This is a genomic window from Rahnella sp. Larv3_ips, from assembly GCF_003697865.1.
Taxonomy (GTDB): Bacteria; Pseudomonadota; Gammaproteobacteria; order Enterobacterales; family Enterobacteriaceae; genus Rahnella; species Rahnella rivi.
Window position 1 is genome coordinate 86,174 of record NZ_MJIB01000005.1, and the last position, 15,043, is coordinate 101,216.

At 53.7% G+C, this 15,043-nt stretch carries 13 protein-coding genes; 8 read left to right on the plus strand and 5 right to left on the minus strand.

What is annotated here, in order from left to right:
- On the minus strand, positions 1-1,008 hold a 1,008-nt coding region (icd, locus tag ED901_RS09095), incomplete at its 3' end, for an NADP-dependent isocitrate dehydrogenase (protein ID WP_240993902.1).
- A gap of 132 nt (positions 1,009-1,140) precedes the next feature.
- On the opposite strand from icd, the gene rluE reads away from it, so the two are divergent.
- The 5 genes from rluE (at position 1,141) to purB (ending at position 5,749) form a co-directional block, all read left to right on the plus strand.
- On the plus strand, positions 1,141-1,767 hold the full coding sequence (gene rluE / locus ED901_RS09100) for a 23S rRNA pseudouridine(2457) synthase RluE (RefSeq protein WP_122095719.1): 627 nt from the start codon (positions 1,141-1,143) through the stop codon (positions 1,765-1,767).
- On the plus strand, positions 1,760-2,206 hold the full coding sequence (locus ED901_RS09105) for an NUDIX hydrolase (RefSeq protein ID WP_056778844.1): 447 nt from the start codon (positions 1,760-1,762) through the stop codon (positions 2,204-2,206). The genes rluE and ED901_RS09105 overlap by 8 nt, the downstream gene beginning before the upstream one ends.
- Positions 2,207-2,426: 220 nt before the next feature.
- The gene (gene mnmA, locus ED901_RS09110) at positions 2,427-3,536 is read left to right on the plus strand and encodes a tRNA 2-thiouridine(34) synthase MnmA (RefSeq protein WP_122095720.1); all 1,110 of its coding nucleotides are present in this window, start codon (positions 2,427-2,429) and stop codon (positions 3,534-3,536) included.
- A 192-nt stretch (positions 3,537-3,728) separates the two neighbouring features.
- Positions 3,729-4,355: a high frequency lysogenization protein HflD gene (gene hflD, locus ED901_RS09115; protein WP_056778839.1), complete on the plus strand. Its 627-nt coding sequence runs from the start codon at positions 3,729-3,731 to the stop codon at positions 4,353-4,355.
- A 23-nt stretch (positions 4,356-4,378) separates the two neighbouring features.
- Positions 4,379-5,749, plus strand: coding sequence for an adenylosuccinate lyase (purB, locus tag ED901_RS09120; RefSeq protein WP_056778838.1), 1,371 nt, complete (start codon positions 4,379-4,381; stop codon positions 5,747-5,749).
- A 55-nt stretch (positions 5,750-5,804) separates the two neighbouring features.
- On the opposite strand, the gene ED901_RS09125 is transcribed toward purB, so the two are convergent.
- A complete protein-coding gene (locus tag ED901_RS09125) occupies positions 5,805-7,169 on the minus strand; it encodes a glycoside-pentoside-hexuronide (GPH):cation symporter (protein ID WP_056778837.1) in 1,365 nt (454 codons plus the stop codon).
- Between the two features lie 310 nt (positions 7,170-7,479).
- Between ED901_RS09125 and ED901_RS09130 the strand changes: the two genes are divergently transcribed.
- Both ED901_RS09130 and ED901_RS09135 read left to right on the plus strand, forming a co-directional pair.
- A complete protein-coding gene (locus ED901_RS09130; protein WP_122095721.1) occupies positions 7,480-9,852 on the plus strand; it encodes a glycoside hydrolase family 3 N-terminal domain-containing protein in 2,373 nt (790 codons plus the stop codon).
- A gap of 139 nt (positions 9,853-9,991) precedes the next feature.
- Positions 9,992-10,753, plus strand: coding sequence for a GntR family transcriptional regulator (locus ED901_RS09135; protein WP_122095722.1), 762 nt, complete (start codon positions 9,992-9,994; stop codon positions 10,751-10,753).
- Between the two features lies 1 nt (position 10,754).
- Here the strand turns inward: ED901_RS09135 and ED901_RS09140 are convergent, their stop codons facing one another.
- Genes ED901_RS09140 through ED901_RS09150 form a run of 3 tightly spaced genes read right to left on the minus strand, consistent with a single transcriptional unit; the run spans position 10,755 to position 14,065 of the window.
- Complete coding sequence (locus ED901_RS09140) at positions 10,755-11,735, minus strand: PfkB family carbohydrate kinase (protein ID WP_122095723.1); 981 nt, start codon at positions 11,733-11,735, stop codon at positions 10,755-10,757.
- Positions 11,732-12,751 carry an ADP-ribosylglycohydrolase family protein gene (locus ED901_RS09145; protein ID WP_122095724.1) on the minus strand — a complete coding sequence of 340 codons (1,020 nt, stop codon included), beginning with the start codon at positions 12,749-12,751 and terminating at the stop codon, positions 11,732-11,734. Before ED901_RS09145 ends, ED901_RS09140 begins: the two co-directional genes overlap by 4 nt.
- Before the next feature lie 60 nt (positions 12,752-12,811).
- Positions 12,812-14,065, minus strand: a complete 1,254-nt coding sequence (locus ED901_RS09150) for a nucleoside permease (RefSeq protein ID WP_122095725.1) — start codon at positions 14,063-14,065, stop codon at positions 12,812-12,814.
- Positions 14,066-14,361: 296 nt separating this feature from the next.
- Here ED901_RS09150 and phoP point away from each other — a divergent pair, with 296 nt between their 5' ends.
- Complete coding sequence (gene phoP / locus ED901_RS09155; RefSeq protein ID WP_056778830.1) at positions 14,362-15,036, plus strand: two-component system response regulator PhoP; 675 nt, start codon at positions 14,362-14,364, stop codon at positions 15,034-15,036.
- The last annotated feature ends 7 nt before the right edge of the window (positions 15,037-15,043 follow it).

A 15,043-nucleotide genomic window follows, 5' to 3' on the forward strand; every position in this document is an offset into this window, starting at 1 on the left:
GAACAGCGCGCAATCAGAACCGATGTTTGCGCCCGGTGCGATACCGATGCCGCCAACCTGTGCCGCCAGGGCATCAGAGATGTAGTCACCGTTCAGGTTCATACAGGCAATAACGTCGTATTCAGCAGGACGCAGCAGGATCTGTTGCAGGAAGGCATCAGCGATGACGTCTTTGATGATGATGTCTTTACCATTGTTCGGGTTCTTGATTTTCACCCACGGGCCGCCATCGATCAGCTCACCGCCGAACTCTTCACGCGCCAGCTGGTAGCCCCAATCCTTGAAGGCACCTTCGGTGAACTTCATGATGTTGCCTTTGTGAACCAGCGTCAGTGAATCACGATCGTTAGTGATGGTGTATTCAATCGCCGCACGAACCAGACGCTTGGTGCCTTCTTCGGAGCAAGGTTTGATGCCGATACCGCATTCCTGTGGGAAACGGATTTTCTTCACACCCATTTCGTCTTGCAGGAATTTGATCACTTTGTCGGCTTCAGCAGAGCCAGCTTTCCATTCGATACCCGCATAGATATCTTCGGAGTTTTCACGGAAGATCACCATATCGGTATCTTCCGGACGTTTAACCGGGCTTGGCGTGCCGGTGTAATAACGCACCGGACGCAGACAGATGTACAGATCGAGCTGCTGGCGAAGGGCTACGTTCAGGGAGCGAATGCCGCCGCCAACTGGCGTAGTCAGTGGGCCTTTGATAGCAACACGGTAATCACGGATCAGATCCAGAGTTTCTTCTGGCAGCCATACGTCTTTGCCGTACAGTTCTACTGATTTCTCACCGGTGTAGATTTCCATCCAGGAGATTTTACGCTCACCTTTGTAGGCTTTCTGAACTGCCGCATCAACAACCTTGATCATGGCTGGAGTCACGTCAACGCCGATACCATCACCTTCGATGAATGGGATCACAGGATTATTAGGAATAACCAGTTTACCCTGAGCGTCTACTGTAATCTTTTTACCTTCAGCCGGAACAACTACTTTGCTTTCCATTAACCTCTCCTTCGAGCGCATTTTTGTTAAAAATTTGTAAGATGCCGGTTGATACTACTCGAATATTTCCCGCTAGCCAATCCGAAACATTTTTCAAGTATAATGCGCTAATTCTCTCTAACTTCAATGCCTATGAACCCGCTATCTTTTAAAAATCACAACGTTAAACGTTTCAGCAAACGGCCTGCCAAAGAACAATCTGCCCCAAAAGGGCCGAGAAAAGTGATTCTCTTCAATAAACCGTTCGATGTACTGCCACAATTCACTGATGAGGCGGGTCGCGCGACACTAAAGGATTACATTTCGTTAACAGACGTGTATGCCGCAGGCCGTCTGGATCGCGACAGCGAAGGTTTACTGGTGTTGACCAACGATGGCAAACTGCAGGCTGTGCTGACACAACCGGGCAAGCGTACCGGGAAGATTTACTATGTTCAGGTCGAGGGTGAACCCGATGCTGCGGCGGTTCAGGCGCTGCGTGAGGGCGTTGTACTGAAGGATGGTGCCACCCTGCCCGCTGGCGCTGAAATCGTTGATGAACCGGAATGGTTATGGCCGCGTCATCCGCCAATCCGTGAGCGCAAAGCGATCCCCACTGCGTGGCTGAAAATCACGTTGTACGAGGGGAGAAACCGCCAGGTGCGCCGCATGACGGCACACGTGGGTTTTCCGACGCTGCGTCTTATCCGTTACAGCATGGGCGAGTTTACACTCGGCGACTTACAACCCGGCCAATGGAAGGAAATTTCACATGTTTAAACCGCACGTTACCGTTGCCTGCGTCGTACAGGCTCAGGGAAAATTTCTGGTGGTGGAAGAAACCGTCCACGGTAAAGTCACCTGGAACCAGCCCGCCGGTCATCTGGAGGCTGACGAAACATTAGTCAGCGCCGCGAAACGTGAATTATATGAAGAAACGGGCATTCATGCCGAACCTCAGTCGTTCCTTGGTCTGCACCAGTGGCAGGCACCGGACGGCACGCCCTTCCTGCGTTTCGCCTTCGTGATTGATCTGCCACACATGTCCGACACCGCGCCGCAGGACGACGACATCGACCAGTGCCGCTGGGTCACTGCCGAAGAGATTATGGGTTCCTCACAGTTGCGCTCGCCGCTGGTGGCGGAAAGCATCCGCTGTTACCAGCAATCCCCGCGTTACCCTCTGGAAATCCTGCACAATTTCAACCTGCCGGAATAACCTGCCGGGCCGGTTGTTGCTTTCCTGTGAATCAGCGATGCAGCAACCGGCCTGACGTGATAAAATTTCGCGCGTTCTTTTTTGCGTAATCTTTAAGAAGTAACCGATGTCCGGGTTGCTGTGGTGTTTTTTGTCGCGCGCGGCCTTCATCCTCGTGGGACAAATACCCTGAAAAACACCGTCAGCGCCGGGCAATTAATTCCTATGTTTCGGGACTATTATGTCTGACAACAGCCAGAAAAAAGTGATCGTCGGGATGTCCGGCGGTGTCGATTCCTCCGTATCTGCCTACCTTTTGCAACAGCAGGGTTATCAGGTCGAGGGCCTCTTCATGAAAAATTGGGAAGAGGATGACGACGAAGAGTATTGCACAGCAGCCACCGACCTCGCCGATGCACAGGCCGTGTGCGACAAACTGGGCATTGAACTGCACACCGTGAATTTCGCGGCGGAATATTGGGACAACGTGTTCGAATTATTCCTCGAGGAATATAAAGCCGGACGCACGCCGAACCCGGATATTCTGTGCAACAAAGAAATCAAATTTAAAGCCTTCCTCGAATTTGCAGCAGAAGATCTGGGCGCGGATTACATCGCGACCGGTCACTATGTGCGCCGTCAGGATATCGACGGTGTCAGCCATTTGCTGCGTGGCGTCGATGGCAACAAAGATCAGAGTTATTTCCTCTACACGCTCGGTCACGAACAGGTCGCACAAAGCCTGTTCCCGGTGGGTGAACTGGAAAAACCGGAAGTCCGCCGCATCGCGGAAGAACTGGATCTGATCACCGCTAAGAAAAAAGACTCTACCGGCATCTGTTTTATTGGTGAGCGTAAATTCCGTGACTTCCTTGGCCGCTATCTGCCTGCACAACCGGGCGTGATTAAAAGCGTTGATGGTCAGGTCATGGGCCAGCATCAGGGGCTGATGTATCACACGCTTGGTCAGCGTAAAGGTCTGGGTATCGGCGGCCAGAAAGACGGCAGCGAAGAGCCGTGGTACACGGTGGAAAAGGATGTGGAAAACAACATTCTTTACGTCGCACAAGGCCACGAGCACCCGCGTCTGATGAACGTCGGTCTGATTGCCCAGCAGTTGCACTGGGTCGATCGCAAAACGCTGACCGCCCCGCTGACCTGCACGGTGAAAACCCGTTATCGCCAGGAAGATATTCCCTGTGTGGTGACACCGCTCGGCGAAGACCGCATTGAAGTGCGTTTTGATGCGCCTGTTGCGGCCGTGACCCCCGGCCAGTCAGCGGTATTTTACCTCGGTGAAATCTGTCTGGGCGGCGGCATTATCGAACAACGCCTGCCACTTCAGGTCTGATACTGAACAATCTGGCGCATGAATACGGGACGCTTTCGGGCGTCCCGCTTTATTTCTGCCCGCCTGTGACGTTCTGCACTGATTCCGAACTGTGTTTAGGGGCAGTTTTATGGCATGATCTGTCGCCATTAGTTTGGGCTATTTTCTTTGGCACCGCGTCTCATCGTTTCGAAAACGCTTACAGGAGTAAACGTGGCTAAAAATTACTATGACATTACGCTGGCATTGGCGGGGATCTGTCAGGCAGCACGCCTGGTTCAGCAACTGGCACATGACGGTCAGTGCGCTCAGGAAGAAATGTCAGTTTCACTGCGCAGCCTGCTGGAGATGAATCCGGCGTCCACGCTGGCGGTGTACGGTAATAATGAAGCCAATTTGAAGATGGGGCTGGAGACACTGTTAGGCGTACTCAACGCCAACCGTCAGGGGCCGGGCGCTGAGTTAACGCGCTACGCATTAAGCCTGATGGTGCTGGAGCGCAAGCTTTATGCCAATAAGCCGGCGATGAATCAGCTTGGTGAACGCATCGATCAGCTCGACCGCCAGCTGGCACATTATGAGCTTGAATCAGACACCATGATAAGTTCACTGGCCTCAATTTATGTTGATGTCGTCAGCCCGGCCGGTCCGCGTATTCAGGTGACCGGTTCACCGGCCATTTTACAAAACTCTCAGGTGCAGGCGAAGGTTCGCGCTATTTTACTGGCCGGTATCCGTTCCGCTGTGCTGTGGCATCAGGTCGGCGGTGGCCGCCTGCAGCTGATGTTTTCCCGTAATCGTCTGTTTGAACAGGCGAAAAATATTCTCGCTCATTGTTAATAAGATCCCAGGAGTTGCTACCGATGGAATTATCCTCACTGACCGCCGTTTCCCCCGTTGATGGACGCTACGGTGATAAAGTCAGCGCGCTGCGCACTATTTTCAGCGAATTTGGCCTGCTGAAATTCCGTGTGCAGGTTGAAGTACGTTGGCTGCAAAAACTGGCCGCCTGTGCAGAAATCAAGGAAGTTCCTGCTTTTGATGCCGACGCAAACGCTTTCCTTGACCAGTTAGTGGCCAATTTCGATGTCAACGATGCGCAGCGCATCAAAGACATCGAAAAGACCACCAACCATGACGTCAAAGCGGTGGAATACTTCCTGAAAGAAAAAGTGGCTGCCATCCCTGCCCTGCACGCGGTGTCTGAGTTCATCCACTTCGCCTGCACCTCAGAAGACATCAATAACCTGTCCCACGCGCTGATGCTGCAAACGGCACGTCAGGACGTTGTACTGCCGTACTGGAAACAAATTATTGATGCGGTCAAAGGTCTGGCGCACAAATACCGCGACATTCCGCTGCTGTCACGCACCCACGGCCAGCCTGCGACGCCATCCACCATCGGTAAAGAACTGGCTAACGTCGCTTATCGTATGGATCGCCAGTTTAAGCAGCTGGAAAACGTTGAAATTCTGGGGAAAATCAACGGTGCTGTCGGCAACTATAATGCCCACATCGTTGCCTATCCGGAAGTGGACTGGCACCAGTTCAGCGAAGAGTTTGTGACCTCTTTAGGCGTGACATGGAACCCGTACACCACGCAGATCGAACCGCATGATTACATCGCGGAATTGTTCGACTGCGTGGCGCGTTTCAACACCATTCTGATCGACTTCGACCGCGACATCTGGGGTTACATTGCCCTGAACCACTTCAAACAGCGCACCATCGCTGGCGAAATCGGTTCTTCCACCATGCCGCACAAAGTCAACCCAATCGACTTTGAAAACTCAGAGGGTAACCTGGGTCTGTCCAACGCCGTATTGCAGCACCTGGCGAGCAAACTGCCGGTATCACGCTGGCAGCGCGACCTGACCGACTCCACCGTACTGCGTAACCTCGGCGTGGGTCTGGGCTATGCGCTGATCGCTTATCAGGCAACCATGAAAGGCGTCAGCAAGCTGGAAGTGAACGAAGCGAATCTGGCGAATGAACTGGATCACAACTGGGAAGTGCTGGCCGAGCCAATCCAGACCGTGATGCGCCGTTATGGTATTGAAAAGCCTTATGAAAAACTGAAAGAACTGACGCGCGGCAAGCGTGTTGATGCTGCGGGTATGCAGACGTTCATCGATTCTCTCGAATTACCGGAAGAAGAGAAAGTCCGCCTGAAAGCCATGACACCGGGCAATTACATTGGCCGTGCAACCAAAATGGTTGATGAACTGAAGTAATGTTCTCTTCACGGACGCGCCTGCTCAGCGGGTGCGTCCGTGTTGTTTGTATGGCTTAACTCTGGGTCTGGAATTTACTCTGACGCAAATCACCGATGATGTCGTTCATCCGGTCTTCAGTTAAACGGTAATAGCGGATGGAGAACGCGGTAATCAGATAGAAAATTGCCGGTAAAACGGTAAACAGAATTAATACACCCCGTATCGCTTCTGCTGACTGTTGTTCAACGCCTGCCTGATAACCAAACCATGCCAGCCCCCAACCTGTCAGTGCACCACCGATTGCCACGCCGAGTTTAATGACGAAAATATTCGCCGCAATATTCATGCCCGTAATACGACGTTGCGTTTTCCACTCGCCATAGTTATTGGCATCGGTAATCATTGACCATTGCAGCGGTGCATTTATACCCTGTAATAAATTCAGCGCGATATGCACGATAAATGCGGGGATCCAATATTCTGTTGGCAGTACAAAGAATAATAACCCGACCAGCGCACTTAATACGTTAACCCACACGGAAGCGCGGATTTTACACATCCACGTACCCAGTGATTTCGCGAATAAACTCCCGATAACAGAAGCGACTGTCGTTGCCAGCATAAAGATGGAAATAATACCGCTGCCCTGGTGCAACACATATTGCACGAAATAGACCAGCAGGCTTCCGCGAACTACTACCCCACAAAGCATGGCAAGATTATAGACAGACAGGATCCGCCACTGGTCATTTTTCATCAGAATACGCACATCCCGAAGGATATTCATATTCTCTTCTTTGACCGGCGTAATACGCTCGCGCGTCGTCAGGAAGCAGGTCAGGAACATCAGGCAACCAATCACACCAAAAATCCCCATCGCCCACTGCATGCCGGTGGCACGATCGCCGGGAGCGATAAAATCAGCCAGCGGCAGGATGAGTGCAGTCCCCATTGCGCCACCGATAGGAGCAATCGCAAAGCGCCAGGACTGGAGTGACAGGTTGTCCTGCGGGTCTGCGGTAATTGCTGCCCCTAACGAACAGTAAGGAATATTGATTGCCGTATACATGATCGTCATGAAGATATAGGCCAGCACCGCGTAAACAATTTTCGCCGTTTGTCCGAAGTCAGGTGTGGAATACACCAATACGCAACTCACGGCAAAAGGCACACAAATAATCAGTAACCAGGGGCGGAAACGTCCCCAGCGACTTTTCGTCTGATCGGCAATTGCGCCCATTATCGGGTCAGTAATCGCATCAAGTATGCGTACCACCAAAAATAGCGTGCCCATCACGGCGGGAGAAAGCCCGTAAATATTTGTATAAAAGTAAGCCAGAATAGCGACAGAGGAATCAAAAACGATATGGCTTGCCGCATCACCTAATCCAAAACCCAGCTTTTCTTTGTTGGTGATCCTTTCAGTTAACGCTGACATGCATTCACCTTAATTTTTAAATTAGAATTCCTTTGTCTTTATAATTCCTGGCATTGAGGCGGGATATTCTGATATTTCACTTATGTTTTATGCTTTTAATCAAATGTGACGCAGGCACGGCTTATTCCTGCTTTTTGTAATAAAAAAAATTAATATATTCGAGCCGCATCACATTTAAGGGAGAAAACCAAAAAACATAAGTTGGATGGCGGTTTCGGCAATTGTTGTGTTTGCTTTGCGCTACCAGTATTGATGGTCAGAAAACATATCCGCGCCGTCGTGCGGATGGCAACACTTACAAGGGGAAAGCATGTCTGCCATTTATAAGGATGCCCACCGTCCGGTGCCTGAACGTGTCGCCGATTTGCTGGCACAAATGACGCCAGAAGAGAAATTCGCACAGATGCACGCGTTCTGGCTGATATTGTCCGCCGCGGGCGATCATCGCGAGCGCACCGATCTGAGCGATGAATTCGCCGGCGTCACTCAACAGGCGGCGCTCAGCGAACGCCTTAAACGCGGGATCGGGCAGATTACCCGTCCGCTGGGAACGCATATTGTCGAACCCAAAGAAGGGGTTCGCGCCCTTAATCGTCTGCAAAGAACCTTAATGGAAGAAACCCGTTTGGGTATTCCGGCTTTATTTCATGAAGAATGTCTGGTCGGTTTACTTTGCAAAGATGCCACTCTGTTTCCTTCGTCGCTGAACTACGCCTCCACCTGGGATCCGGCGTTGATGCAACGTATCGCTGCCGCCATTGGCGATGAAGCCCGCAGCACCGGTTGCCGTCAGGGGTTAGCGCCGGTACTGGATGTCTCCCGCGACGTACGCTGGGGGCGGACTGAAGAGACGTTTGGGGAAGACCCCTACCTGACGGGTGTGATGGCGACCCGTTTTGTGCGGGGTTTACAAGGTGAAAAACGCGATGTGCTGGCGACGCTGAAACACTATGTCGGGCACTCTTTCAGCGAAGGGGCGCGCAACCATGCGCCGGTGCATCTGGGGTTTAGTGAGCTTAATGACACCTTTCTCCTGCCGTTTGAAATGGCAGTGAAACTGGCAAATGCCGGTTCAGTCATGCCTGCCTATCACGATATTGATAATCAGCCCGGCCACTCAGATGCCTTCCTGATGACGACGCTGCTACGCGAAGAATGGGGCTTTGACGGTCTGATAGTGGCGGATTATGGCGGCATCAGTCTGCTGCACCAGCATCATGGTATCAGCCGCAACGCCACAGAATCCGCCGCGCTGGCTTTTAACGCCGGTCTGGATATCGAGCTGCCGAAAGATGACTGCGCACGCCATCTTGCGCAAGCCGTTGAACAGGGTCTGATCTCCATGGCAAAAATCGACGAGATCGTCGGACGCGTTCTGCAGGAGAAATTCCGTCTGGGGCTGTTTGAGCACCCTTATACTGATGAAAATGCCATTGCGCTGCAAAGACCCGAAACCCGTAAACTGGCGTATGAAGCCGCAGTGAATTCCATCACGATGCTGGAAAATAATGGCGTTTTGCCGTTGGCTGGCCAGCAACGGCTCGCGGTCATCGGGCCGACGGCCGATGATCCGCTGGCGCTGCTCAGCGGCTACAGTTTTCCGGTTCATCTGATCATCAGTGATATGCAGGACAGCGCGTCGCAGGTCGTGACGCCCTTACAGGCATTACAAGAACGCGTAAGCAGCCAGAATCTGCGCTATGCCAAAGGCTGCCACATTATTGAACATCGGGTGGCGGGTGCTCCGGTCTTCCCCGGTGATACAGGTAAACCGATACAAACCTCCCCCGTCTCACGGGATACCCGGTTGATTGCACAAGCGGTTGAAGCCGCAGAACAGAGCGATGTCGCGCTGGTCTTTGTCGGTGATCTGGCCGGATTGTTCCAAAGTGGCACCGTTGGCGAAGGGTCAGATACAGACAGCCTGCGCCTGCCCGGCGTACAACAGGAGCTTGTCGCCGCCGTGGTGGCAACAGGAAAACCTGTGGTTGTCGTGATGACTGGCGGCCGCCCTTATAATCTCGGCGGGCTTGAAGATCAGGTCGCCGCATTGGTGATGGCATGGGCACCAGGCCAGGAAGGCGGAAATGCAATTGCCGATGTGCTGACCGGCGTGCGGGAACCTGCAGGGCGCCTGGTGGTATCCGTTCCCCACAGCGCGGGCGCCATGCCCTATTACTACAACCACAAACTCAAGAGCGGCGGCACACCCTATGCTTTCCATTTCGGCTCACGCTATCCCTTCGGGTACGGTAAAACATGGACCACATTCCGTTATGGCGAACTGTCGATTGTTCAGCCACAGGTAGCGTCGCTGAACGGTAACGTCATCGTTAAAATTACCGTCAGTAATAGCGGGGATAAAGACGGCAGCGAGGTGGTACAAGTGTACGTTCGCGATCGCGTGGCCTCGCAGGTTCGCCCGGTTCAGGAGCTGAAAGCCTTCCAGCGGGTGCATCTGCGCGCAGGCGAAAGTGCTGAGCTGACCTTCACCCTGCCCACCGACATGCTGAATTTCACTCAGCGTAACGGGCAGCGCGTGGTCGAACCCGGAGAGTTTGACATCCGCGTGGGGGCCTCAAGTGGGGATATCCGCAGTCAGGGCGTAGTGGAAATCACCGGCGAAGCACGTGCGCTCGAGAAAATGTGGCGGATGGAAAGCCACTGCGTCATCACACATTAACCTTGCGGGGCGTTTGAATTTATCTTTAACGCCCCTTTTCCCTCCCGCAGATTTAATCCCGCATACGCGTAAAATGTCACTGCAAAAATTCTCTTTCCTTCTAAAATAGAGGCCATTACAGCCATCAGGAAAAGCCCGTATGAGCATGGACACTAACCAGCAGGTGCTGGAAAAACTGAAAACCGATCTGGCTCAGACAGGCACTATGCCGCTGTATTTGTGTTTTAAAGAATCGGTTCGTCAGGCAATGGAATCGGGTATTTTGCAGGACGGCGATTTCCTGCCAAGTGAGCGACAGTTCACCGAAGCGCTGGGGATCTCACGGATCACCGTGCGTAAGGCGCTGGCAAAGCTGGAACAGGACGGGCACATAGGCCGCTCACGCGGTTACGGCACCTTTATCAAAAAAGCGGTTGATGCCAGGCTTTCTTACTCGCTGGCCGGGGTGAAAGGGTTTTCGCGCGAAGTGATGTTACAAGGCCGCAAGCCCGATACGCTGTGGATCAGCCGTGATCAGATACCGGCATCCGCGCTGATTGCCAGCAAACTGGCGATCACCGAAGGCACACCGGTTTATATGCTCAAGCGAATTCATTACATCGACACGCGCCCGATGTCCGTGGCGGTTTCATACGTGATCATGGCCGCCATCGGGGATGTGCAGGATATCGGCGTCTCGCTCTATGACTATTTCAGCCGCAATAATATTGAGCTTGGCGCACTGCAAAGCCGGGTCAGTGCAGCAATGTCTGACGCTGAAACGTTGCAATCTTTGCAGCTGACTGAGCCCATGCCGCTGCTGATCATAAAGCAGACACTGTTCGACGGGCAAAACCGGCCGATTGAATACAGTGAAAGCTTTTGCCGCAGCGACATGTATGAGTTCATCAGCGAAGACTGATTCACAGCGGCGGTTCACTCTTTTCAAACGTGCTGGCCAGTTGCGCCAGCGTCGGCGCGCAATCCCCGCCAGTCTGCGAAACAACATAGGCCGCCACGCAATTTGCCAGCGTCATGCTTTGCCAGTGTGTCAGGCCGAGTGAAAGCCCTGCCAGCAAACCGGCGCAATGGCTGTCACCCGCACCTATGCTGTCAGCCACGGTGATTTTACGCGCCGCAATCCAGCCGCAATCACTGACCTCCGCAAAATAATAGCTTCCCTTTTCCCCGCAGCGCAGGACCACCAGCTCACCGGTTTTAGTATTCAGCTCACGGCAGAAGGCTTCGGCGTCATCGGTAAACCCCAGCAGCGTGGCTTCCCGTTCGTTGAGCGTCAGGATCACGCCGGGGCGGATCACGCGGCGAATGCGCTCTTCGGGCATCACATCCAGACGCGGCCCAAAATCCACCACCACACGCACCGCATCGGGCAAGGTTTCCAGCCAGTCGAGCAGCACCGTTCCCTGTTTCGCGCCTAACTGATAACCCGACACATACACCAGCCCGTTTTGTGGAGTAGCGTCGGTCAGCCAGCCGGGCTGCCACTGATTTTCAATGCCGTCGACAGAGATAAATGTCCGCTCGCCGTCCGGCTCAACCAGCGCCAGACACCAGCCGTTATCCGCGCCGCGCACCTGCAAATCCGAGGTGACTTCCCGTGCCGCCATTTCACGTCTCAGACGATCGCTCCACATGCCCTCGCCCACCGGCAACAGATTACGGCTGTGAATACCCAGCTGTTTCAGCCCGAGCGCAATATTCAGCGCGCAGCCACCGAGGTGAAAACCGGTTACGTCGGCGGCAATATCCCCGCCGCGCTCCGGTAACGCATCGGCTCTGGCAACCATGTCCATGACCGCAGCGCCGACGACCATCACCGGTGCCTGCTGATGCCAGTCGCCCTGCATCAGCGTCTGTAATAATTCGCGATGGCCCTGACTCATTCAGCCTCCTGCGCCTGCTGGCGGAAACGCTGAAATGCGTCGCTGTAGCGCGTCATATTCTGCGGATTGACCCGTTTCAGTTCATCCAGCCACTCTTTCTTAAACACCTCAATGCCGTTCAACGCGCCGCAAATGGCGGTTGCCATCGCACCAATGGTATCGGTATCGCCGCCGAGATTGGCACACAACACTGCGCACTGATTCGGGCATGTTCCGGCCAGCTCCACCATCGCCAGCGCGGCAGGCACAGACTCAATGGTGCTGACGCCCGCGCCAACCAGCTGATAAACCGCTTCAGACGCCTGCTCCGTTCCTTCGGCTTTCTGCACCGTGGCGAAAGCCAGTTCGATGCGTGCCGCCAGTGAAGCGCTGAAAGTGGTGGGTTTACGCATTTGGGCATATTTCGCAATATCCGGCAATGCCAGGCGGATTTCAGGCCAGCTCGCCCCTTCAATGGCCCGCGACACAGCCCAGGCAATCACCACCGCGCCTGCCACGGCGATATCAGATTTATGCGTCGGGCTGGACGCCAGCCACACCTGCTCGCAGAATTTCTCCAGCGGCGCCGAAGGCAGTACGCAGCCAAGCGGGGAAACGCGCATCGCCGCGCCATTGGTCACACCATTGTTTTCCAGCGCCTCAATGGCCACGCCTTTCTTCTGTTCGGCCAGCGCAAGTCTGGAGCTCGGGCCAAGAATGTTTTTATTAAACGCGTCAAACCTGTCTACCCAGTGGATCACATTCCGCGCAATCAGTTCCGGTACGACGCGGCCTTCCGCTTCCAGCAGCGCATCGGCCAGCGCCAGCGCCATCGACGTATCATCAGTAAACTGTGCAGCGGTGAAATAACAGGCGGCGCTATTTTCTGCCGGGCCATCAAGAAAACGATCGATCCAGCCGAAGTGTTGCTTAACCCGCTCGCGCGGCCAGAGCTCCGATGGCATGCCCAGCGCGTCGCCCAGCATTTGTCCGTACAACGCGCCGAGCATACGGCTCTCAAGGCTTAGCTGTGTCATGTAAATCTCCTGCTATCAATGTCAGAGGGGCAGCCTGCCCGCCTGTTGTGAAAAGAATGCTTAGGAAGGCTGGTTCAGGCTGATCGGGGTAATGGTTTTGCTGCGTTCGCGAAAGAACAGCAGAAACAACAGCATCACGCCGACAACCATCGCAGCACCCACGCCCCAGACCGCAAACCAGTCGAACGTCATGCCATTTTTCGGCGTGCTCAGTGCGAAAGTGGTCATCGCCCGGCCACCCAGCCAGTTGCCGATAAAACTGCCCAATCCCTGACAAATCAGTGTGATCAGGCCCTGTGCCGCCGTGCGCATATGCGGCGGTGCTTTTTTATCGACATAGATATACCCGGTGACAAAATAGAAATCGTAGCTGACGCCGTGCAACAGAATGCCGAGGAACAGCATGCTGTAAGCCCAGACATCCGCCGTGCCGCCATAAATAAAGAATACGTAGCGGATTGCTGCTGTGACAAAGCCCAGCATCAGCACTTTTTTGATACCGTAGCGTTTGAGCAGGAACGGTAATGCCAGCATGGCGAAGATTTCAGACACCTGGCCAAGGGTCATCCAGCCGGTTGCGTTGGGCAAACCCACCTGCGTCAGGTAACCGTTGGCGAACTGGTAGTAAAACGCCAGCGGCATACAAAACAGAAATGAGCACAATGCGAAAATCGCGAAAGAGCGATCTTTCAGCAAGCCCAGCGCATTCAGGCCGAACAGCGCTTTGATATCCACCGGCCCTTTGCCTTTTGCCGGTGTCTCCGGCAGCCAGAAGCTGTAAACCCCAAGCACCAGCGAGGCAATAGCAGTGATCCAAAGCGGCAACCCGGTATCAGAAATGTTGTTCATGCCAAGCAGCGGCGGCAGCACAAAACCGATCACCAGCCCGGAAGCAATCCAGCCCAGCGTGCCAAGTACGCGGATGCGCGGGAAATCCTTCTCGGTGTCATTGATGTTGGCGAACGCAATGCTGTTGGTCAGCGCCACCGTTGGCATATAGGTGATGGCGTAAACCACCAGCAGCGGGAAGAAGGTGGAAAATTCGGTTTGCAGCGCGATAAACGCCATCAGCACACCCCCGGCCAGCAGCAGCCAGGCAAGCACTTTTTGCGCGGCGAAGTAGCGGTCAGCCATCACGCCCACCAGCACCGGCGAGAGAATGGCCGCTATGGCGGTGCTGCTGTAAGACCAGGCGATTTCGGAGGGAGTAAAACCCAGCTTATTCAGGTATTGCCAGAGAGGCACAAACCACGCCCCCCAGATAAACCACTCGATAAACATCATAACGGACAGCTTCAGATGGGTACGTTTCATTATTATATCCTTGCTGAATGAGGGGCCCGCGCGGTGCGATACGCACCCAAAGCGACGGAAAGAGTCAGGCATTCAAGATACCTTTGAAATACCTTAATAGTACCTTTGGTATTTAACAGCGATCGATCTCACATTTTATGCTTCTGCCCGGCAAGCCCGTTTATAATTGGTTTAGGTTTTGTTTAGATTGCCGGTCACGGCGTTGATGTGAGGTTGATTAAAATGTTTCTGAATCATTTACAATTACACTCAGAATGTTTCTGTCGCCTTACGCGCCACAAGGATAAGGAATTACCATGCGAATTTTAGTCATTGAAGATAACGCACTGTTGCGCCATCACCTTTCAGTTCAGATGAGAGAGATGGGGCATCAGGTTGATGCCGCTGAAGACGCCAAAGAAGCCGATTATTTTTTGCATGAACATGCACCGGATATCGCGATTGTCGATCTTGGTTTGCCGGGCGAAGACGGCCTGAGCCTGATCCGCCGCTGGCGCAGTCACCAGGCAAATTTGCCGATTCTGGTGCTGACCGCCCGCGAAAGCTGGCAGGATAAAGTCGCGGTGCTGGAAGCCGGTGCCGACGATTACGTCACCAAACCTTTCCATCTGGAAGAGGTGCTGGCACGTATGCAGGCGCTGATGCGCCGCAACAGCGGCCTGGCATCACAGGTCATTACCCTGCATCCGTTCCAGATTGATTTATCCCGCCGTGAACTGACCGTTAACGAAAATCCCATTAAACTGACCGCTTTCGAATACACCATCATCGAAACGCTGATCCGCAATGCCGGAAAAGTGGTCAGCAAAGACTCACTGATGCTTCAGCTTTACCCGGACGCAGAACTGCGTGAAAGCCATACCGTGGATGTCCTGATGGGGCGCCTGCGCAAAAAACTGCAGGCAGAGCACCCGGAAGATGTGATCACTACGGTACGCGGCCAGGGTTATCGTTTCGACATCCGCGCATAACGACGTG

Bases quoted from the DNA above. Each gene is read 5' to 3' on its own strand.
- rluE (WP_122095719.1), top strand. From the start codon at position 1,141: ATGAACCCGCTATCTTTTAAAAATCACAACGTTAAACGTTTCAGCAAA.
- ED901_RS09105 (WP_056778844.1), top strand. From the start codon at position 1,760: ATGTTTAAACCGCACGTTACCGTTGCCTGCGTCGTACAGGCTCAGGGA.
- mnmA (WP_122095720.1), top strand. From the start codon at position 2,427: ATGTCTGACAACAGCCAGAAAAAAGTGATCGTCGGGATGTCCGGCGGT.
- purB (WP_056778838.1), top strand. From the start codon at position 4,379: ATGGAATTATCCTCACTGACCGCCGTTTCCCCCGTTGATGGACGCTAC.
- ED901_RS09125 (WP_056778837.1), bottom strand. From the start codon at position 7,169: ATGTCAGCGTTAACTGAAAGGATCACCAACAAAGAAAAGCTGGGTTTT.
- ED901_RS09130 (WP_122095721.1), top strand. From the start codon at position 7,480: ATGTCTGCCATTTATAAGGATGCCCACCGTCCGGTGCCTGAACGTGTC.
- ED901_RS09135 (WP_122095722.1), top strand. From the start codon at position 9,992: ATGAGCATGGACACTAACCAGCAGGTGCTGGAAAAACTGAAAACCGAT.
- ED901_RS09140 (WP_122095723.1), bottom strand. From the start codon at position 11,735: ATGAGTCAGGGCCATCGCGAATTATTACAGACGCTGATGCAGGGCGAC.
- ED901_RS09145 (WP_122095724.1), bottom strand. From the start codon at position 12,751: ATGACACAGCTAAGCCTTGAGAGCCGTATGCTCGGCGCGTTGTACGGA.
- ED901_RS09150 (WP_122095725.1), bottom strand. From the start codon at position 14,065: ATGAAACGTACCCATCTGAAGCTGTCCGTTATGATGTTTATCGAGTGG.
- phoP (WP_056778830.1), top strand. From the start codon at position 14,362: ATGCGAATTTTAGTCATTGAAGATAACGCACTGTTGCGCCATCACCTT.